The organism is Pseudoduganella guangdongensis (assembly GCF_009857475.1).
GTDB classification, from domain to species: Bacteria; Pseudomonadota; Gammaproteobacteria; order Burkholderiales; family Burkholderiaceae_D; genus Rugamonas; species Rugamonas guangdongensis.
The window spans coordinates 92,583-113,225 of the sequence record NZ_WWCJ01000012.1 but is presented as its reverse complement, the minus strand read 5'-3'; the positions used below and the strand labels follow the sequence as shown (position 1 = coordinate 113,225).

General features: G+C 60.7%; 16 protein-coding genes and 1 pseudogene. 7 read left to right on the top strand and 10 right to left on the bottom strand.

Annotated elements, in window-relative coordinates:
• The first annotated feature begins 326 nt into the window (after window positions 1-326).
• Complete coding sequence (locus tag GTP41_RS17675; RefSeq protein ID WP_161026898.1) at window positions 327-755, top strand: hypothetical protein; 429 nt, start codon at window positions 327-329, stop codon at window positions 753-755.
• A 568-nt stretch (window positions 756-1,323) separates the two neighbouring features.
• Here GTP41_RS17675 and GTP41_RS27445 read toward each other — a convergent pair.
• Window positions 1,324-1,464, bottom strand: a pseudogene (locus GTP41_RS27445) (transposase); the annotation flags it as partial.
• A 371-nt stretch (window positions 1,465-1,835) separates the two neighbouring features.
• On the opposite strand from GTP41_RS27445, the gene GTP41_RS17665 reads away from it, so the two are divergent.
• The 3 genes from GTP41_RS17665 to GTP41_RS17655 all read left to right on the top strand — a co-directional run bounded on the left by GTP41_RS17665 (window position 1,836) and on the right by GTP41_RS17655 (window position 4,204).
• The gene (locus tag GTP41_RS17665) at window positions 1,836-2,048 is read left to right on the top strand and encodes a cold-shock protein (RefSeq protein ID WP_161026896.1); all 213 of its coding nucleotides are present in this window, start codon (window positions 1,836-1,838) and stop codon (window positions 2,046-2,048) included.
• 418 nt (window positions 2,049-2,466) lie between these two features.
• Window positions 2,467-2,901, top strand: coding sequence for a nuclear transport factor 2-like protein (locus tag GTP41_RS17660; protein ID WP_161026895.1), 435 nt, complete (start codon window positions 2,467-2,469; stop codon window positions 2,899-2,901).
• A gap of 364 nt (window positions 2,902-3,265) precedes the next feature.
• Window positions 3,266-4,204, top strand: a complete 939-nt coding sequence (locus GTP41_RS17655; RefSeq protein ID WP_161026894.1) for a hypothetical protein — start codon at window positions 3,266-3,268, stop codon at window positions 4,202-4,204.
• 43 nt (window positions 4,205-4,247) lie between these two features.
• Here the strand turns inward: GTP41_RS17655 and GTP41_RS17650 are convergent, their stop codons facing one another.
• Window positions 4,248-6,452 carry an OsmC domain/YcaO domain-containing protein gene (locus GTP41_RS17650; protein ID WP_161026893.1) on the bottom strand — a complete coding sequence of 735 codons (2,205 nt, stop codon included), beginning with the start codon at window positions 6,450-6,452 and terminating at the stop codon, window positions 4,248-4,250.
• A 135-nt stretch (window positions 6,453-6,587) separates the two neighbouring features.
• Here GTP41_RS17650 and GTP41_RS17645 point away from each other — a divergent pair, with 135 nt between their 5' ends.
• Together GTP41_RS17645 and GTP41_RS17640 are read left to right on the top strand one after the other, a co-directional pair.
• A complete protein-coding gene (locus tag GTP41_RS17645) occupies window positions 6,588-7,412 on the top strand; it encodes a substrate-binding periplasmic protein (RefSeq protein ID WP_229502937.1) in 825 nt (274 codons plus the stop codon).
• 103 nt (window positions 7,413-7,515) lie between these two features.
• The gene (locus GTP41_RS17640) at window positions 7,516-9,687 is read left to right on the top strand and encodes a TonB-dependent receptor (protein ID WP_371867372.1); all 2,172 of its coding nucleotides are present in this window, start codon (window positions 7,516-7,518) and stop codon (window positions 9,685-9,687) included.
• A 6-nt stretch (window positions 9,688-9,693) separates the two neighbouring features.
• Here GTP41_RS17640 and GTP41_RS17635 read toward each other — a convergent pair whose 3' ends face one another.
• The 8 genes from GTP41_RS17635 to GTP41_RS17600 form a co-directional block, all read right to left on the bottom strand.
• Window positions 9,694-11,100, bottom strand: coding sequence for an efflux transporter outer membrane subunit (locus tag GTP41_RS17635; RefSeq protein WP_161026891.1), 1,407 nt, complete (start codon window positions 11,098-11,100; stop codon window positions 9,694-9,696).
• 1 nt (window position 11,101) lies between these two features.
• On the bottom strand, window positions 11,102-14,239 hold the full coding sequence (locus GTP41_RS17630; protein WP_161026890.1) for an efflux RND transporter permease subunit: 3,138 nt from the start codon (window positions 14,237-14,239) through the stop codon (window positions 11,102-11,104).
• An 11-nt stretch (window positions 14,240-14,250) separates the two neighbouring features.
• A complete protein-coding gene (locus tag GTP41_RS17625) occupies window positions 14,251-15,405 on the bottom strand; it encodes an efflux RND transporter periplasmic adaptor subunit (protein WP_161026889.1) in 1,155 nt (384 codons plus the stop codon).
• Window positions 15,406-15,479: 74 nt separating this feature from the next.
• Window positions 15,480-16,046, bottom strand: a complete 567-nt coding sequence (locus GTP41_RS17620; protein ID WP_161026888.1) for a TetR/AcrR family transcriptional regulator — start codon at window positions 16,044-16,046, stop codon at window positions 15,480-15,482.
• A 66-nt stretch (window positions 16,047-16,112) separates the two neighbouring features.
• The gene (locus GTP41_RS17615) at window positions 16,113-16,451 is read right to left on the bottom strand and encodes a TFIIB-type zinc ribbon-containing protein (RefSeq protein ID WP_161026887.1); all 339 of its coding nucleotides are present in this window, start codon (window positions 16,449-16,451) and stop codon (window positions 16,113-16,115) included.
• Window positions 16,452-16,509: 58 nt separating this feature from the next.
• Window positions 16,510-17,610 (bottom strand): alkene reductase, encoded by a 1,101-nt coding sequence (locus tag GTP41_RS17610; RefSeq protein WP_161026886.1) that lies wholly within the window; start codon window positions 17,608-17,610, stop codon window positions 16,510-16,512.
• 14 nt (window positions 17,611-17,624) lie between these two features.
• Window positions 17,625-18,422: a 2,5-didehydrogluconate reductase DkgB gene (gene dkgB / locus GTP41_RS17605; protein WP_161026885.1), complete on the bottom strand. Its 798-nt coding sequence runs from the start codon at window positions 18,420-18,422 to the stop codon at window positions 17,625-17,627.
• A gap of 11 nt (window positions 18,423-18,433) precedes the next feature.
• Window positions 18,434-19,633 carry an MFS transporter gene (locus tag GTP41_RS17600; protein WP_161026884.1) on the bottom strand — a complete coding sequence of 400 codons (1,200 nt, stop codon included), beginning with the start codon at window positions 19,631-19,633 and terminating at the stop codon, window positions 18,434-18,436.
• 100 nt (window positions 19,634-19,733) lie between these two features.
• Between GTP41_RS17600 and GTP41_RS17595 the strand changes: the two genes are divergently transcribed.
• Window positions 19,734-20,642, top strand: a complete 909-nt coding sequence (locus GTP41_RS17595; protein ID WP_161026883.1) for a LysR substrate-binding domain-containing protein — start codon at window positions 19,734-19,736, stop codon at window positions 20,640-20,642.
• The last annotated feature ends 1 nt before the right edge of the window (window position 20,643 follow it).

The window sequence follows — 20,643 nt, the reverse complement described above, 5'->3', positions numbered from 1 at the left end:
ACGCGGCCAGACTGTTGTTTAGCTAAAAACGTGCGTTGTTTAGCTGGCTTCTTTCGTACTGTTGCGAAAGCTCCAGATTGCAAATGAAAAGGAAAGAAAATGAGATTAAACGAAATATTGAAGTTGATGTTTTAGCAATCTCGACGTAAGATTCGATCGGCAACTTGCGCATTACTGACTGGAGATGGCGTTAGAAATGGAGCGGTAAGAATGGCAATGATCGAACCAGGCGCAATGCTGGTACTGTGTATTGCGGATGACTCTGTCTCGCTTGTTGAGCTAGCCGCCGTTCAAGTGGTAGCTCCTACTGAGTATGGCGGGGCGAAATGAAGCAACTTTTCACATCCTTCATTCTTACCTCAGCCATAGCCTCGTCAGCGGCCTCAGCTCAAAGTATCAATTTCAACTTTGCGGGCCTGGGAAACAGTCCTCTCGCAACTCAACTGCAAACCCACGCTGGCTTATGGCGCGACGAATGGAGCAGGGCGAAGGTGCAAGCCTTTCTTGACGATTTCCGGTCACGCTACCCAAATGGCTCGGACGTCCGCTCCGTATTAGCCGATGCTGGTCTTGATTGCGCCCAGCCGCCGGAAGATATATGTACCTATGCCGGTGTGTACACATACGATCTCGGACGCCCCGGCTATCCCCCGAAACGTGGGGCAGTCCGAATGGACGTTGTCGTTAACTTCGATAAAGCACCGTGGGACGTTAAGGCGACCCATGAACATATTTATGGCGGTGTAAAAAAGTAAGCGGGGCGCCAAAGCCTAATCGATTGTCGCAGTAGTTGCGCCTTTTGGATGCAGGACGCCCTGCGGGTACGGACCCACCACCGATTTGTTGAGGTAGTCCATGCCACTCAGAGCACGGAACTTCTCCAGCGTGCGCACTGTTCCCGGGCCATAAGGGCAAGACACTCCGTCGCCCCGCAACGGGAGTGCGAGGCGGAGCTTTGCACGGGAGTTCCGGAAGGATGTCCCATCCGCTCGTAAAGCCCCGTACCGGCAGGCTCGTTACCTTCGGAAGGTTTTTAGACCGGCTCGCCGCTAAAGAACTTGAGAAATAGTATCGGGTCATTGTAAGGAGCCGATGGTGGTAAAGAGTTCTGGTTCACAAGTTGATATCTAGCGCAGCTGGCTCAAAGATCTCATTTGACATAATATAGATTATGCGAACTCAGTAAGTTTGCTCGTTGTTGCGAAAACTGGAAAATCTAATACAACAGCCTTAGCCTGGTGGAGAGCCTTGAACGATGCGCTCGTTACGGTCTTGCGCAAACGTGTCTAACGCCGCTGCCGTGTCGGCGTTCACAGCTCGGTCGCGCAGGCCGTTTACGGCGACCAGACCGTCTTCCAGTCCACGGTTGCGCAGCTCGTAGAAGACGTTCAGCCGGAACTTGGCACCTTCGGTTTGTTCGATCCATTGGCCAAGCCCTTCCGTGCGGCCATCGGCGCGGACCTCCAGCACCAAGTAGACGCCTCGCTTCGTCCATGACCTCGTCGGTGCTGGTCGAAATCAGGTCCGACCATACTTCAGTGCCATCCAGATCCAGCATAGGCGCCTGGCTTTCGGGGTTTGGTGCCCTAGAGCAGCCAGGGACTTCACTGCCACAACTGAAAACGCATTTGTCAGAAAATAAAATTAAAGCTAGGTGATATCGGGAAAGCCGCGTATATTGCATCTCGTACTTGCATCAAGTCGTAATCTTGTTGGTCCCAATTCCGCATGGCTGTCTTTCCCGGTCGTCCAGTTTTTTTTCCTTCGGTTTTAATTCTTGGTTTCAAGTGCCCTTATGGCAAAGTTGCCTATTATTTTAGTTGAAGGAAAAGATCATGAGTATTCAAACTGGTATCGTTAAATGGTTCAACGACGCTAAAGGCTTCGGCTTTATTACGCCCGATGCAGGCGGCGCCGATTTGTTCGCCCATTTCGGCGATATCCAATCGACCGGCTTCAAGAGCCTTGCCGAAAACCAGCGCGTCTCGTTTGAGCGCAGCGTTGGTCCTAAAGGCGAAAAGGCTGGCAACATTCAGGTTCTGTCCTGATCGTACCTGTGCCAGCGCCCGGCGTAGCCGCGCGCGAAGCGTCTTCAACGTTGAAGACGTGCTGCACACAGTTGAGGGGCGCATAGCGATGCGCCTTGCAGCACCGTCCCCCTCTAACCGGCTACGGACACCTGGCAGATAGTCAGGGTCTGGAGAAAATGGTTTAGCGGGACAATGGCTTGCATTAGCCGGCAACACCGGGCAGATAGCGCGGGTTGCAGGTACCTGATGACACCCAGCAGATAGCCGGGGTGATTAGTGAATGCGTCATATTGATTAGATAAGCCCGCCTCGTGCGGGCTTTTTTACATCTGCCTGACTGATTTAGTCAGGTGTGGTGAAACCTATAGGCAGCCAAACGGCTTTGACGCGCCCCAAGTTATGCTAAATTACTAACTCTTTTGCCAAGGAGTTCGAAATGAAACTTGCTGCACTCGTGTTTGGCTTACTGCTGTCCACCGCCAGCCTGGCGAACGATGTCGCCAGCCTGCCTGAAGAGAAGATCAAGTCCTTAGTCGGCTCTGCAACTGAAGCATCGAACCGCATGATGATGAATGGTTCCAAAGTCGAGGATGTTGACGCGATCTTTGCCATGTACACAGATGATTTTGTATATGTTCATGAGGTATACGGCGGCACCTACACCCGAGAGCTCCTGTACGGCAATTCGGTGCGCAATCTTAAGGCAGGACGGTACCAACTTGCGGAGCCTCGCTACCAGCTGGTGAGTGTAATTCCCGGCTTGAATGCTGCCGCTGTGGTCCGGCGTGAAACCAAAACCGGAAAAAACCATCTCGCCGTGTTCGAATTCAAGGGTGAAAAGATTTCGAAGATTACTGAATATTGGAAGTAGCGGCTCAGATCGCCTACAGCGGTAACAAAGTTGGATGGCCTGATGGCTGTGACACGAGAGCGGAAACGGTGAGCCGTGCTGGCCGGCGTTTTTGCTTTACGCCGCGCAATCCAGCGCGCGCCGATGCGCGGTCAGGATGGAGAGCCAGCAGTTGTGCGTCCTGCTCGGGGCCGAACCTCACACACCGCTCGAAACCACCCTCACCTGCACCCTTGGCAGCCTTGGTTGTTTGCCATCGCGCGCTTGATGCTTACGCAACGCTTCCATTTGCTAACTTGCTAATCTTGCATTCTATTCCTAGACTCCAGCATTCGTACGTGCGCCGCGATCGTCCACTGCATTACCTAACCAAAGGAGTGAGGAGATGAGTTTGCAAAATCATGTAGCGAAAGTAAGCGCTGAAGTGAATCGGGTTGAAGCCTTGATGTCATCTGCGCCCGACGATTACGTGTCAATGGGAGCGGCGTTCGCCGCCCTCGAAGCTGGTGGCGGCTTGTACTCAATTTACACGGGTCTAGATAAGGCCACCTATTACGTGCATGGCCTGATCGGTGGGCTGGTCGCGGGGATTGAGATTGTCGGCGGTAAGTTGACCATCGCTAAGCGCATCAACAAGCGCGGGTATACGGGTAGCTGCTCGCTTTTCACTGTCGCACTTGGTCCTGCCTACACAAACTTCGTCGGCTACGACGAACATGCGCAGCCGGTTCTGTGGTTCAACGGCGGCGGCGTCGGGCTCGACCTGTTTTTAGGCGGTGGCCGTTTTGAGATCTACAACACCGTTCCCGAGCCAAAGCCGACGCCCCAGCCTGGGAAGCCAGTATTTGTACGTAAAGCAGATATCACCACAATCCTGGAGCGCGACATACACATCGTGGTCCCGACGGATAAAGGCCAGTACTGGGAAGTTGAGGACAGTTCCAAGAACGATGGCTCACGCATTCAAATCTGGAACAGTGATGCGCCCGCCAGGACCTGGCATCTAATGCCGGCTGGCACCGACAAGGATGGCCACGACCTTTTCAAACTGCGCAACACCAAGCTCAATACCTATGCGACATTCGATTTCAATCCGGCCAAAGATCGACTCGATGGATTCCCGATAACGTCGTCGGCCTTTAGGAGCACGGGGCAGACGTTTAAAGTCGCGCGTGATGCAAGCGGCCGGTTCAGCATTTACGTCACCGACACTGCGGCCATGGTGCGCGAGAATAACCACGCGGGCAATAGCACCAAGATCCTTGCGAAAGAAGTCAATGCCGACAGCCTGGAGTCCAGCCTCTGGAACTTCCAGACTATCTGATTGATCGGCCGGGGCCGCAGCGGCGGGCCCGGCCTACAGAGCATCAGCTTCGAGCGGCAGCCGCTTTTGCGCGCGCCGCGTGCAGTTTGCGGTAGCTGTCGATTTTGCGGTGGTGGCGATCCAGTCCTTCCAGCTTCAGGCTGGTTGGCGTCAAGCCGTAGAAGCGCACGCTGCCATTGACCGAACCCAGCGCGGCATCCATGCGCTCATTGCCGAACATGCGGCGGAAGCTGACTTCAAAGTCTTCGATCTCCAGCTCGCCATCCAGCGCCACCGACAGCACGGCATCCAGTGCCTGGTAGAACAGGCGCCGTTCAACGGTGTTGTCGTTGTACTGCAGGAAGGCGCCGATCAGTTCGTGGGCTGCTTCGTACTCGTTCAGCGCCAGGTTGATCAACAGGCGCAGTTCGAGCACCGTCAATTGGCCCCATACCGTATTCTCGTCGAACTCGATGCCGATCAAGGTTGCGATATCGCCGTATTCGTCCAGCTCACTGTTCTCCAGGCGTTCCAGCAGGTCGTCCAGACGGTCGTCGTCCAGGGTGTGCAGGTTCAGGATATCTTCGCGGAACAGCAAAGCCTTATTGGTGTTGTCCCAGATCAGGTCTTCAACCGGGTAGATCTCGGAGTAGCCGGGTACCAGGATGCGGCATGCGGTCGCGCCCAGGTCGTTGTAGACGGCCATGTACGATTCCTTGCCCAGCTCTTTGAGGATGCCGAACAACGCTTCCGCTTCCTGCACATTCGAGTTTTCACCCTGGCCGGAGAAGTCCCATTCGACAAATTCGAAGTTGGACTTGGCACTGAAGAAGCGCCACGAGACGATGCCGCTGGAATCGATAAAGTGTTCGACGAAGTTGTATGGCTCCGTTACGGCGTTGCTGGTGAAGGTCGGTGGCGGCAGGTCGTTCAGACCTTCGAAACTGCGGCCTTGCAGCAGTTCGGTCAGGCTGCGCTCCAGTGCGACTTCAAAGCTTGGGTGGGCGCCAAACGAAGCGAATACGCCGCCGGTGCGAGGGTTCATCAGGGTCACGCACATCAGCGGGTACTTACCGCCCAGCGATGCGTCTTTCACCAGTACCGGGAAGCCCTGCTCTTCCAGGCCTTTGATGCCGGCCACGATGCCAGGGTACTTGTCGATCACTTCCTGAGGCACGTCCGGCAGTGCATATTCGTTCTCCAGGATCTCGCGTTTGACCGCCCTTTCAAAGATCTCGGACAGGCACTGCACCTGCGCTTCGGCCAGCGTATTGCCGGCGCTCATGCCGTTGCTGACGAACAGGTTCTCGACCAGGTTGGAAGGGAAATACACGGTTTCGCCGTCAGACTGGCGCACGAACGGCAGCGAGCAGATGCCGCGCTCTGCATTGCCGGAGTTGGTGTCGATCAGGTGCGAGCCACGCAGTTCGCCATCCGGGTCGTAAACCGCGCGGCTGTAATCATCGAGGATTTCCTTCGGCAGCGCGCCCTTCTTGCCGGGCTTGAACCAGCGCTCGTCCGGATAGTGCACGAACGGCGCGTTGGCGATTCCCTCGCCCCAGTATTCGCCGGCGTAAAAGTGGTTGCAGTTGATGCGTTCGATGTATTCGCCCAGTGCGGACGCGAGCGCGCTTTCCTTGGTCGCGCCCTTACCGTTGGTGAAGCACATTGGCGAGTGCGCGTCGCGGATATGCAGCGACCAGACGTTCGGAACGATATTGCGCCACGAGGCGATCTCGATCTTGATGCCCAGGTCGGCCAGCACGCCCGACATATTGGCGATGGTCTGTTCCAGCGGCAGGTCTTTGCCGGGAATGTAGGTCGCGGCTTGCGGGTCCGGGTTCAGGGTCAACAGGGCCTGTGCGTCGGCGTCCAGGTTTTCCACTTCTTCAATGATGAAGTCGGGGCCATCCTGCACCACTTTTTTCACCGTGCAGCGTTCGATCGAGCGCAGAATGCCCTGGCGGTCCTTTTCGGAAATATCTTCTGGCAGTTCGACCTGGATCTTGAAAATCTGCTTATAGCGGTTTTCTGGATCGACAATATTGTTCTGCGACAGGCGGATATTTTCGGTTGGAATATTGCGAGTATTGCAATACAACTTCACGAAATAGGCTGCGCACAGGGCGGAAGATGCCAAGAAATAATCGAACGGGCCGGGCGCCGAGCCATCACCCTTATAGCGGATTGGCTGGTCGGCAATCACCGTGAAGTCGTCGAACTTGGCTTCCAGGCGAAGCTTGTCGAGGAAGTTGACTTTAATTTCCATACAAGTATTCCAATAAATGCTTAAAAATTGATCTGGCCGCTATTATCCGTGCTTTAGGGCCGCGCAGCAAAGCTTGTTGCCGGGAGGGGTATTTGGTCATACTATGAAGAAAATCTCCCTTTCCGGTTGGTACCTATGCGTATGCTTTTCGGGCGTTTGCTGGTGCTGCTTGCTGCATTGGCCGTAGCGACGAGCGTCCGCGCCGGTGAGACGGATTCGCCCCTCAAGATAAAACTGACCGCGCACGAGTACCCTCCTTTCATGAGCCAGTCGCTGCCCTATGGCGGCCTGCTGACCCGCATCGTGCGCGAGGCGTTCAAGGCTGCCAATGTGGAGGTGGAGATCGAATCGCTGTCGAGCAACAACCGGGTAATCACCGGCGTCATGGTCGGCTTGTATGACGGCGCCTATGGCTGGGCGCATTCTCCCGAACGCGACCGCAAGCTGCATTATTCCAAATCATCCATTTTCACTTTCCGCATGGTGTTTTTCCATCGGCGCGATATGGAGATACCCTGGGAGAACCTGGCGGATCTTGGACGCTACCAGATCGGCACCACCTTGGGCAATCACTATTCGGATGATTTTTCGCTTTTGCAGGCACAGCGCAAGCTAAAGGTGCAGGAGGCGGCCAGCGACCAGAATAATATGCGCAAGCTGCTGCTGGGGCGGATCGACCTCTTCCCGATGGAGGAGGAAGCCGGACAGATGCTGCTCCTGCAGTCACTGAAGCCGGCCGAGCAGGCGCAGATTGCTTTTCAGGCGCGGCCGATTGCGCTGATTCCCACCTATCTGGTGCTGCGGCGCGACCTGCCGAATGCGGCGGAGCTGTTGGAGCGCTTCGACCAAGGCTATAAGCAGATCAGCGACAGTGGGCAACTGGCACGCATAGTTGGTGAGACACGCAAGGCCCTGGTCGCAGCGGCACAGCAGAACCATAACAAACGCAAACAACAGTAGCGCCTCCGGGAGAGCCGTCATGCGCCCTGCCTCATTGCTTACGTTCGCCCTGGCTGCAGCCTCAAGTGAGGTTGCATCGGCGCAGGAAGCGCCATTGGAACAGGTGCATGTGACGGCGCAGAAGCGCGCCGAAGCACTGCAAAGCGTTCCCCTGAGCGTGACCGCGCTGGAGCAGCGAGACCTGGAACGCATGGGGATTGAACGCCTGGCCGACCTGGCGCGCGAGACGCCGGGGCTGGCTGTTGTGTCCTCGGGTCCGGGGCAGAACATCCTGATCGTGCGCGGCGTTTCATCTGTCGCCGGTACGGCGGGAACGGTTGGCTACTACCTGGACGACACCCCAATCACGGCGTCGAGCAACGCTTCGCTGTTATCTTTGCGCGGTTTGATCGATCCTGGCCTTTTCGATATCGCGCGAGTCGAGGTGCTACGCGGACCGCAAGGTACCTTGTACGGCTCCAGTTCCATGGGCGGCACCATTAAATACGTCAGTTCACTTCCGGACCTGCGCCAGTTCAGCGGACGCGCAAACGCCAGCCTGTCACATACCACGGGCGGCGGCTGGAATAAGGAAGGCAACGCCATGCTGAACGTGCCGCTAGGCGACGGCGCCAATGCGGCCTTGCGGCTTGGCCTGTTCCTGCGGCATGCGGCTGGCTATATTGACCGCTATCCGATTGCGCCGGACGACATCCTGGCGGTGGGGCCGGGCGGGCGGCAGGAAAGGAATGGAAATACCGAGACCACCAGGGGCCTGCGCGTGAGCCTGCGCCTTAACCTGGGCGATGGGCTGGCGGTGAACGGCTCCCTTTACTATCAGCACATGCGGTTGGGCGCTCCGTTCCAGGTGGATGTGCCGCCGGGCAGTTTCAATGCCCTACTCCAGACGCGGCTCCTGCCAGAGCCGAGCGTGCAAAAGTCTGCGCTCGGCAACCTGACGGTCAACAAGAGTCTCGGCAACTTTGAGCTGGTTTCGTCCACGTCGTATTACGACCGGCGCGTGTCGGTCACGGAGGATGCATCGAAGGTGCTGTACTTCTTCCTTTCGCCGGCGCCGCAGACATCGGTCTATCCGGTACTCATGCGCGGGGAATACATCAACCGCGAGATCACGCAGGAAGTGCGGCTGCTATCTGACTTCAAGGGGCCGTTGCAGTTGATTGGCGGCGCGTTTTATCGGCACGTGGATGCGCCTCTGGCGTCTGAAATTCCGGTTACGGCAGGCTACAACCAGCGTTTCGGCACGAATTTCGACAGTTTCTTTACCGGCGGCCGGCAGGCGACGGTGCGGGAAACCGCCCTGTTTGGCGAAGCCTCGTATCAGCTCTCGCCAGGGTGGACGGCGCGGGCCGGGCTCCGGGCTTTCCGTATCCGCCAGGGCTTCGCCCAGCAAGGGGATGGACTGTTCAATGGCGGGCCTTCCGCAGTGTTGGGTGATTCCAGCGACAGCGGCTATACGCCGCGCTTCAACCTTTCATGGCAGGCCAACCAGGACCTCATGCTGTATGCGACGGCGTCCAAGGGCTACCGCCAGGGTGGGCCCAACAACCCGGCGCCGGCGGCGCTATGTGCCAACGAGGTTGCCGGCCTGGGCCTGAGCGACGACGCCTTGCGCAAGTTTGCGGCAGACACGCTTTGGAACTACGAGGCCGGCATCAAGTCGCAATGGCTGGCGCGGCGCCTGACGTTGAACGCCTCCGTGTACAGCATCGACTGGAACAAGGTCCAGCAGCAGATCGTGCTGCAGTGCGGCTTTAATATCACCGCCAACTTTGGCTCGGCGCGCAGCAAAGGGGCGGAGCTGGAAGCGAGCTACCAGCCCTCCCCTGGCCTGACGCTGCGCCTGAATGCGGGCCTTACCAGCGCCACGCTGAAGAACGACGTGCCAGGAACCGGCGCCATAAAGGGCGACCGGCTGCTGGACGTGCCGCGCTGGAGCGGCGCTGCGGCGGTGGAGTACAACTGGCGCTGGGGCGGCGCGTATAGCGGTTTTGGCCGGCTCGGTGCCAATTACACCGGCAGCGCCAATTCCTTGTACGACCGCAGCAGCCCGTTCTACCGGCGCGGCGGCTTTGCGGAAGTGAACTTCCAGTTCGGCTGGCAGCCGGAGGGTAAAACGCCGCCCTGGCGCGCCACCTTCTTTGCCGAGAACTTGCTGGACAAGATTGGCCAGACCGGCTTGCCAGTCGCGATCTCGGCGGACTTGCCCAACACGCGGCGCGTGGCGATCAACCGACCGCGCACGGTTGGCATCAGGCTGGAGGTGCCATTTTGAACCACCCTATCGCCAGCCTCCGCCCAGCACCCGGTACAGCGTCACCTGGTTGCTTGCCTTCGCCAGGCGCGTCGTGATCAGGTTTTGCTGCGCCGCGTACAGCTCACGTTGCGACACCAGGGCATTCAGGTAGGACTCGCTGCCCTTCTGGTAGCGCGCTTCGTGGATGCGGAAGCTCTTTTGCGCTGCCGTCGACAAGGCAGCTTGCGCTGCCAGCCGCTCGTCCAGCGTCCCGTTCAGGGCCAGTGCATCGGCCACTTCGCGGAACGCCGACTGGATGGATTTTTCGTAGCGGGCTACGGCGATATCGCGGTCGCTCTTTGCCATATCGAGGTTGGCGCGGTTGGCGCCACCGGCGAAGATCGGCAGGTTCACCTGCGGTGCAAAGCTCCAGGCGCCACTACCCGCCTTGAAGAGTCCCGAGAGCTCCTTGCCCGCGCTACCGGCGGAAGCGGTCAGCGAGATGCTCGGAAAGAAGGCGGCCCGCGCCACGCCGATATCGGCATTCGCCGACTGCAGAAGGCGCTCTGCTTCCAGGACGTCGGGCCGGCGCAGCAGCACGTCGGCCGGCAAGCCTGCCGGCAGCTCCGCCAGGCGGGTGACCGTTTCCAGCGAACCATGCGGCATCAGTTCGCGCGGTACAGCGGCGCCCACCAGCAGGGCCAGGGCGTTCTCGTCGGCGGCGACCTGGGCGCGGAAGATCGCCACGTCATTGCGGCCCGCTTCTGCGCTGGTCTGGGCTTCGTACATGTCCAGACCAGAGGTGGCGCCGGCGTCAAAGCGGCGCTTTGCCAGTTCATAGGTGATTTGCTGGCTTTTCAGCGTGTCTTCGGCGAGGCGCATGCGTTCCTGGTCGGCGGCCAGGGCCAGCCACGCATTGGCAATCTCGGCCACCAGGCTGATTTGCTGGGCGCGGCGTGCTTCGCCGGTTGCCAGGTACTGCTGCAGCGCGGATTGCGACAGATTCTTTACGCGCCCGAAGAAGTCCAATTCAAACGCTGGCAGCAGCAGTCCCCCGTTGTACTGGCGCGAAATGGTGGCCTGGCCGCCAGGCGACAGATTGCCGGGAACGCGCTGCGCATTCTGGCTGACGGCGGCGTTCAGGTGCGGCAGCTGGTCGGCGCGCGCCACGCCGTACTGGGCACGAGCCTTCTCAATATTGAGGATCGAGATGCGCAGGTCGCGGTTATTGTCCAGCGCCAGTTGCACCAGTTGCGCCAACTGTTCGTTGCCGATGAATTCGCGCCAGGCGATATCGGGCGCGGACCGGTTCTCGGTGCTGCGCGCCGGCTTATAGGCCTCGCCCTGTGGCCAGGCGGCAGCTACCGGAGGCTCAGGCCGCTGGTACGCTGGTGCCAGGCTGCAGCCGGCCAGCAGCGCGGCCAGCGAAAGGGTGATGAGTGACTTGTTCATGTCAGATTGCTTCCGTAATCGCATCATTGCGTGCGGTCGAATCGATGCGCGGCGCGGCAAACCAGCCCCGCACCAGCACAAAGAACACCGGCACAAAGAAAATCCCAAGGAAAGTCGCACTGAGCATGCCGCCCAGTACGCCGAAACCGATTGCCGTCTGCGCGCCGGAACCGGCGCCGGAGGCCATCACCAGCGGCAGCACGCCCAGTCCAAATGCGATCGACGTCATCAGGATCGGGCGCAGGCGCATCTTCACTGCTTCCAGCGTTGCTTCGCGCAGGTCCTTGCCCGAGTCCTGCAGCTCTTTCGCGAACTCCACGATCAGAATCGCGTTCTTGGCGGAAAGCCCCACCACCGTCAACAAGCCAACCTTGAAGTAAATGTCGTTGGCCAGACCGACGCCCATGGTCGCCAGCACCGCGCCGATCACGCCCAGCGGCACCACCAGCATCACGGAGAACGGCACCGACCAGCTTTCGTACAAGGCCGCCAGGCAGAGGAAGACAATCAGGAACGACAGCGTGTACAGCATGGGCGTCTGGGCGCCGGAATCGCGTTCCTCCTGCGACAGGCCAGACCATTCGTAGCCGATACCGGCCGGCAGTTTGGCGATCATCTGCTCCATCTCCGCCATCGCGTCGCCGGAGCTGACGCCCGGCGCGGCCATGCCCTGGATATTCAGCGAAGAGCTACCGTTGAAGCGCTCCAGGCGCGGCGACGCCGTCACCCACGCGCCGCTAGCAAAGGCGGAGAACGGTACCATCTGGCCATCCTTGTTCCGTACCGACCATTTCTGCACATCTTCCGGCAGCATGCGCGACTCGGCCTCGCCTTGCAGGAACACTTTCTTCACGCGGCCACGGTCGATGAAGTCGTTGACGTAGGCCGAGCCCCAGCCAACCGACAGCACCTGGTTGACCTCGGAAATGTCCAGGCCCAGGGCTACGGCCTTTTGCTGGTCGATTTCCAGGCGGTACTGCGGCGTGTCTTCCTGGCCGTTCGGGCGCACGCCCACCAGCTTCTGATTTTTCCCGGCCATTTCCAGCAACTGGTCGCGCGCCGCCATCATCTTGTCGTGGCCGATGTTGGCGCGGTCGATCAGTTGCAGGTCAAAACCGCCGGCATTCCCGAGCTCCATCACTGCCGGCGGCGCAAAGGTGAACACCATGCCGTCGCGCATCTGCATCAACGCTTCCATCGCGCGCCAGCCGATATAGCCGGAATGGTTGTCCAGTCCCGGGCGCTCTTTCCAGTCCTTCAGTTTGACGAAGGCCATGCCGTTGTTCTGGCCATTGCCCGCGAAGGAGAAGCCTGCGACCGACAGCACCGATTCCACATTGTTCTTCTCTTTGGTAAAGAAGTAGTTCTCCACTTCCGCGATCGTCTGCACGGTGCGTTCCTGGGTGGCGCCGGACGGCAGCTGGATCGCCGAGAACAGCACGCCCTGGTCTTCTTCCGGCAGAAAAGCGGACGGCAGGCGCATGTACGAGAAGGCCAGCACGCCGAGCATGGCGCCATACACCAGCATGGAGCGGCCGCGGCGCTGGATCAGCTTTCCGACCACGCCCTGGTACTTTATGCTGCCGCTCTCGAACTTGCGGTTAAACCAGGCAAAGAAGCCCATCTGCGGCGCGTGCGAACCCGGTTTCAGGAAGGTCGCGCACAGGGCTGGGGTGAACACCATCGCCACCAGTACCGACAGCACCATGGCAGATACGATCGTCACCGAGAACTGGCGGTAGATCACGCCGGTCGAGCCGCTCATGAAGGCCATAGGCACAAACACAGCGGAAATCACCAGGCCGATGCCAACCAGCGCGCCGGAGATCTGGCCCATCGACTTGAGGGTTGCTTCTTTCGGCGACAAGCCCTCCTCCGTCATCACGCGTTCCACGTTTTCCACCACAACGATGGCGTCGTCCACCAGCAGGCCAATGGCCAGCACCAGCGCAAACATGGTCAGTGTGTTGATGGAGTAGCCCATCATCGCCAGTACGCCGAAGGTTCCCAGCAGCACCACCGGCACTGCCATGGTCGGGATCAGGGTGGCGCGAATGTTTTGCAGGAACAGGTACATCACGAGGAACACCAGCACAATCGCCTCGGCCAGCGTCTTTACCACTTCCTTGATCGACAGTTCCACGAAGGGCGTCGTATCGAACGCGGTCACGGCCTTCATCCCGTTCGGGAAGAACTTCTGCAACTCGGCCAGGCTGGCTTTTACGCCATCGGCGGTTTTCAGGGCGTTGGCGCCAGTCGCCAGCTTGACCGCAATACCCGCGGCCGGCTTGCCATTGAAGCGCACCACGCTGGCATAATTCTCGCCGCCCAGCTCGATGCGGGCCACATCGCGCAGGTAGACGGTGGCACCGTTGCCCAGCGTTTTCAGCAGGATCGCGCCGAACTGCTCCGGGGTCTTCAGCCTGCTTTGTGCGGTGACGGCGGCGTTCAGGCGTTGGCCGCGAACGGCAGGCGCGCCGCCCAGTTCACCGGCGGAGACCTCGGTATTTTGCGCCTTGATCGCGCCGATCACGTCGGTCGGCGTCAGCTGGTAGCCTTCCAGCTTGGCGGGGTCAAGCCAGATGCGCATTGCATACTGCGTGCCGAAATGCTGGATCTCGCCCACGCCTTCCACCCGCGATAGCGGTTCCACAACCGTGGACGCGATATAGTCATCCAGGTCGGCGTTGCTCATGCTGCCGTTCTCCGACACGAAGCCCAGGATCAGCAGGAAGCTGTTGGTCGCTTTCGAAACGACCAGGCCTTGCTGCGTGACTTCCTGCGGCAGCAGCGGCGTCGCCAGCGACAACTTGTTCTGCACCTGCACCTGCGCGATATCGGCGTTGGTGCCGCTCTTGAAGGTCAGCGTGATGGAGAGGCCGCCGGTGGTGTCCGAGGTCGACGAAATGTAGCGCAGGCCGTCGATCCCCTTCATCTTCTGCTCGATGACCTGGGTGACCGAATCCTCCACCGTTTTGGCGGAAGCCCCGGGATACATGCCGGTGATCTGGATGGTCGGCGGCGCAATGTCGGGGTACTGCGCGACCGGTAATGTGCGGATCGCCAGCAGGCCCGCCACCATGGTGACGATCGCCAGCACCCACGCGAAGATCGTTCGTTGGATAAAGAACTTTGCCATGTCGCCGCTCCTTACTGTGCGGCAGGCGCTGGTTTAAGCGCGACCGAAGTCTTGGCAGGTGCGAATACCGCAGCCTGGCCCGGTTGCACTTTCTGCAGCCCTTCCACGATCAGGCGTTCGCCGGCAGCCAGGCCGGATTTGACGAGCCACTGGTCACCCAGCGTTCCGGTGGTTACCAGCACGCGCTGCTCGACGATGCCATTCGGGTTCAGTACCAGTGCGGTCGCCTCGCCTTTTGCGTTGCGTGTCACACCTTGCTGCGGCACGGCGATGGCGTTTTCGTCGACGCCGTTTTCCACCACAGCGCGCACGAACATACCGGGCAGAAGGTCGTGTTTCGGATTTGGTACGATGGCGCGCAGCATCACATTGCCGGTGCCCGGATCGACGCTGGAGCCGGAGAACTGCAGCTTGCCTTCGTGCGGGTAGGTCGAGCCGTCGGCCAGCTTGACGACCACGCGTGCCTGGCCGCCTTCCTGCTTCAACGCACCCGACGCGACCAGCTTTTTCAGGCGCAGCAACTCTTCGCCGGACTGCGTGACATCGACATAGATCGGGTCCAGTTGCTGCACGGTGGCCAGCGCAAGCTCCTGCCCTGCCGTCAGCAAAGCACCAGGTGTTACGCTGGAGCGGCTGATGCGGCCGGAGATCGGGGCTTCCACCCGGGTGTAATCAAGGTTGATTCGGGCGGTTGCCAGCGCCGCTTTGGCCGATTCAACGTCGGCACGGGCCTGCGCCTCGGCCGCCACTGCATCGTCGTAGTCTTGGCGGCTCACGCCTTCAATTTGCAGCAACTCTTTGTAGCGCGCCGCCTTGGGCGCTGCGGCCAGCAGGTTGGCTTCAGCGCGCACCAGGGCCGCCTTGGCGGAGTTGTGCGCCGCATGGAAGGTGGCGGGGTCGATCTGGTACAGCGGGGTGCCGGCTTTGACTTCAGCACCCTCCGTGAACAAGCGCTTTTGCAGCAGGCCGCCGACCTGCGGCCGCACCTCCGCCACCATAAAGGCCGAAGTACGGCCCGGCAGCGTAATGTTCAGCGGCAAGGCGCGCGTCTGCACGGTATGCACGCCCACCTGCGGTGGAGGCGCATTGACCGGCGCCTCCTGTTGGGACCCGCATCCGGCGATCAGGGTCGCCGCACATGCGAGGAAAACGAAGTCTTTTTTCATAATTGGCTCACGCGAGTAATCACTCATTTAACGAGTATGGGGAAACGGATGGTTCTTGGGTATTGCACAAAATCTCAGTCGAGGAACATACGGCGGAAGGCGGCGAAACCGCTGGCCTTGTAGGCCTCCACGCGTTCCGGCTCGCGCCGGGCGAATTCGATGGTGGCGTTGGCGACTGCCAGGAACAGGGCGTCCGCGTATTCCGTGGGGTGGCCAGCCAGCACTTCGCCGGCACTGACCTGCTCCATCAGCCCAACGTCGGGGAACATGGCGGCTTCCGCAGCGCGGGTCTCCTTGGTCAGGATCTCGGTGACGGCCAGTTGGGACAGCGCCCTGTCCCACACGGGATTGGCCAGGCACCAGTCGACATGCATGTCCCACAGGTGGCGGGCGCGCTCGATCAGGGGGCGCGACAGGTCGAAGGACTCGTTGGCGGAGGCCCAACCCAGTTCGCAGATATACAGGTAGGTTTCGTTAAGTAGCGCTTCTTTGGTTGGGAAATAGCGGAAAAGAGTGCCCTCCGCTACCCCCGCTAGCTTGGCGATCAGCGCCGTCGGTGCGCCAACACCACGCTCGGCCACGGCTTCCGCCGCAGCCAGCATCAAATGCAACCTCTTCTCTTCGCTCTTCGGACGCGCCATGTTCAGCTCAATAAATAACGGAGTACTCACTCATTATATTCGAGCCGGCGCGGGATTGCAAACGAATTAATCGAAGTCGAACAGATCGCTCAGGAAGCCTTCCTTCTTCTTTTTATGGTGCGGGTAGGCGCCGTGCCCGTGGCTATAGCTGCCATGCTGCTGGTAGCGCGGGTCGGGTTGCTGGTAACGCGGATCTGGCGCGCGTTGCGGCTGGTGGCCGAACTGGGTCGCGGCCGGCGCTGGCGCGGCGGCAGCGACCGGGGTGCCTTGCATAGAGCGTTCGATGATTTTATCGAGCTCGCCGCGGTCCAGCCACACGCCGCGGCAGTTCGGGCAATAGTCGATCTCGATACCCTGGCGCTCACTCATCACCAGGCTGACATTCTTGCAGACGGGGCAATCCATTGCATACTCCTTAATTAACGCGGTGCCACGATGCTAGGCTGTCAGCCTTAGGCGGTTCTTAAGCCGCCAGCGGCGGATAGTCCGTCAATCCGCGCGCCCCGCCACCGAACAGCGTGTCGCGGTCATGCTCATTGAGCGGCGCGCCAACGCGCAGGCGTGCCGGCAAGTCCGGATTGGCGACAAAGGGACGGCCGATGGCGATCAGGTCGGCCCAACCTTCCTCCAGCGCGGCGCGGGCACGTTCGGCGGTGTACTTGCCGGCATAGATCATGGCGCCCGGGAAGGCGGCGCGCAGGGCTCTTTTAAAGGCGACCGGCATTAGCGGCGCGTCGTCCCAATCTGCTTCCGCGATATGGATGTAGCCGACGCCGATCTCCGCCAGCCTTGCGGCGGCGGCGGTGTAGGTTTCCTCCGGATTCGCATCGACACAACCGTTCAGGGTGGTCAGCGGCGCCAGGCGGATGCCGACGCGGCTGGCGTCTCCGGTGGCCGCAACCAGGGCGCGCGCCACTTCGCCCAGGAAGCGCAGGCGATTTTCCAGCGAGCCACCGTATTGGTCCTTGCGATCGTTGGCGAAGGAATCCAGGAACTGGTTCACCAGGTAGCCGTTGGCGCCGTGCAGCTCGACGCCGTCGAACCCGGCGGCCATCGCGTTACGCGCAGCTTGCGCATACTGCTCGACAATGCCGGCAATCTCGTGGGTATCGAGCGCACGCGGCAGCGAGGCTTGCGCGAAACCGGGCATACCGCCCTCGCCTTCGATGAACACGCGCACGCCTTCGGCCTGGATGGCCGAGGACGATACCGGCGCCGCGCCGCCCAGCAGGCTGCTGTGGCTCAGGCGGCCCACATGCCACAACTGGGCGAAGATGCGGCCACCGGCGGCATGCACGGCGTCGGTCACTTTACGCCAGCCGGCGATCTGCGCTTCTGTGTGGATGCCGGGCGTGCCCGCATAGCCTTTCGCCATTGGCGAGATATAGGTGCCCTCGCTGACGATCAGGCCTGCGCTGGCGCGCTGTGCGTAGTACTCGGCCATCAACTCATTCGGCACATCACCCGGCTGGGTGCTGCGGGAACGGGTCATCGGCGGCATCACGATGCGGTTTGGCAGTTCGAGCGCGCCGAGGCGCAAGCTTTGGAACAATGGATCTTGCATGGTTTTCTCCTGAATTAGTCCCAAGCCGGGGCGAGGCCTTCGGGGTTGACGAGGCGGCCGTTGCGCTCCAGCGCGGCAATCTGCGCCATATCTTCGGCACCGAGCTGCAGGCCGGTGGCGAGCAGGTTGCTGGCCAGGTTTTCGCGCTTGGTGGACGATGGGATGACCGAGTAGCCAAGCTGCATGGCCCAGGCCAGCGCCACTTGCGCCGGTGTTGCACGGTGGCGGGCTGCAATGGCGCCGATCACCGGGTCCGCCAGCACTTTGCCGTAACCCAGCGTCATATACGAGGTCACGTGAATGCCCTGCCCTTGCAGGAACTCCACCAGCTTGCGGTTCTGCAGGTGCGGGCTCAGTTCGATCTGGTTGGTGGCGATTTGCGCTGCGCCGACAACGGCAATGGCGCGTTTCGTGTACTCGATGTTGAAGTTGGAGATGCCGATGCGGCGCGCCAGGCCGCGCTCACGCGCCTCGGCCAGTGCCACCATGTATTCCTCAACCGGCACGGGGCTTAGTGGCCAGTGGATCAGGGCCAGGTCCACGTAATCGGTGCCGAGTTTTTCCAGGCTTTCCTCCAGGCTGGCGATGAAGCGGTCCTTAACGAAGTTCTCGTTCCAGACCTTGGTAGTCAGGAACAGGTCTTTACGCGCGACGCCGGATTGGGCGACTGCCTGGCCTACTTCGGCTTCGTTGCCGTAAATTTGGGCGGTGTCGATGGCGCGGTAGCCCGCTTCCAGTGCATTGCGCACGGAGTCGAAAGCGGCCTGACCTTGCAGGCGGAAGGTGCCTGCGCCGATAGCTGGGATAGTCATTGAGTTTTCCTTTATGCTGCGAGTTTTTCGGAGGCGCCCGCGCCGATAGCATCGTGGCGCTGGTCGATGCGGCCGCTCAGGGCGGTAATGCCGACGGCGGCCAGGGTGACGACGCCGGCGATCCACGGCGTATGGATCAGGCCAAAGCGGCTCACCACCAGGCCGCCGACCGATGCGCCAATGGCGATGCCGACATTGAATGCGGAGATATTGAAGCCGGCCGCGACCTCCACCGCGTCCGGCGCGACCTTGTGCGCCTGCTGCACGACATAGGACTGCAGGGCCGGTACGCTGCCGAAGGCGAACGCGCCCCAGGCCAGCACGGTCAGCACCACCAGCACCGGATGCGGCGCGGTAAAGCTCAACACCACCAGTACGACAGCCAGACCCAGGAAGACCTTCTTCAACGCGCGGATCGGACCTTCCTTATCCGCCAGCTTGCCGCCCCATACGTTACCAACAGCGACCGAAAGCCCATACGCCAGCAACACCACGCTGACCGCGCTCGGCTGGAAGCCGGAAACGTCCTGCAGGATCGGCGCCAGGAAAGTGAAGGCGATCAGCGAACCGCCATAGCCCACCGCCGTCATGGCGTAGACCAGCAGCAGGCGCGGTTGCATCAGCACGCGCGCCTGGCGCAGCAGCGGCGCCGGCGGGGCGTTCTTGATATCGCGCGGGACGAACAGCAAGGCGCCGATCAGTGCCACCAGTCCGAAACCCGCCACCACCAGGAAAGTGGCGCGCCAGCCGAAATTCTGGCCAATCCAGGTACCAAGCGGAATGCCGGTGACGAAGGCGACGGTCATGCCGCCAAACATGGTGGCGATGGCGCTGGCAGCCTTCTCCTTGCTCACCAGGCCCGTGGCGATCACCGAGCCGACCGAGAAGAACACGCCGTGCGCCAGTCCGGTCAGCACGCGCGCCACGATCAGCGAACCATAGCCCGGTGCCAGCCAGGCGGCGATATTCCCGGCGGTAAACAGCAGCATCAGCCCGACCAGCAACGGACGGCGCGGCACTTTGCCGGTGAGCGCAGTCAGCACCGGCGCGCCGATGGCGACTGCCAGCGCGTACAGGCTGACCAGCAGGCCGGCCGAAGGCAAGGTCACGCCAAGATCGGTGGCGATGGTCGGGATCAGCCCGACGATGACGAATTCCGTAGTCCCGATCGCGAAGGCCGCGATCGTCAAGGCAAGTAGGGCAAGAGGCATGGTGTTCTCCATCGGTTGAGATTGGTTGCCACTGTACCGGGGCCACTCTTGATGAAAAAGCCTGATTTCCGCGAAAGATATTTGATTTAGAATCAAATATATGAAGACCACCCTCGACGAAATGCAGGCATTCATTGCCATAACTGCCACTGGTTCCATCAGCGCCGCTGCCGAACGCCTGGGCCTGACCGTTTCCGCCACCAGCCGCACCCTGACCCGGCTGGAGGAAAAACTGGAGACCACCCTGGTGCGCCGCACCACGCGCCGCCTGGAACTCACCGAAGAAGGAAAGGCCTTCCTGGAATGCGCGCGCGGCATCGTCGCCAAGGTGGAGGAGACGGAGGAAAAGATGTCTTTGCGGCGCCAGGGCCCGGCCGGCCGCCTGCGCATCGACGCGTCCACGCCCTTCATGCTGCATGTGCTGGTGCCGCTGGTGAACGGCTACCGCGAGCGCTATCCGCGCGTCGAGCTGGAACTGAACAGCCACGAAGGCATCACCGACCTGCTGGAAAAGCGCACCGACGTCGCCTTCCGCATCGGCCGCTTGCGCGATTCAACCCTGCACGCCACGCCGATCGGCAGCGGACGCCTGCGCATCCTGGCCAGCCCTGCTTATCTGGCACGCCACGGCACGCCCGCCAGCGTGGCGGACCTGGCCAACCACACCCTGCTCGGCTTCAACCAGCCCGAATCGCTGAACGAATGGCCGCTGCTGGACGCTGACGGCCAGCCTGTCCACATTACGCCGAATATCTTCACATCCAGCGGCGAAACCCTGCTGCACCTGGCGTTGCACGGGGCCGGCATCGTTTGCCTGAACGACTTTCTGGCCAATCCCGACCGCGCTGCGGGCCGGTTGCGCCAGGTGCTGGCGGCGGAAACATTGGAGGTTCGGCAACCGATCAATGCCGTCTATTACCGCAACACGGCACTTTCGGCCCGGATTGCGTCGTTTGTGGAGCACGTTAAGGAAAAACTGGGTGATCGCGGCTTCGACGAGCCGGTATAAT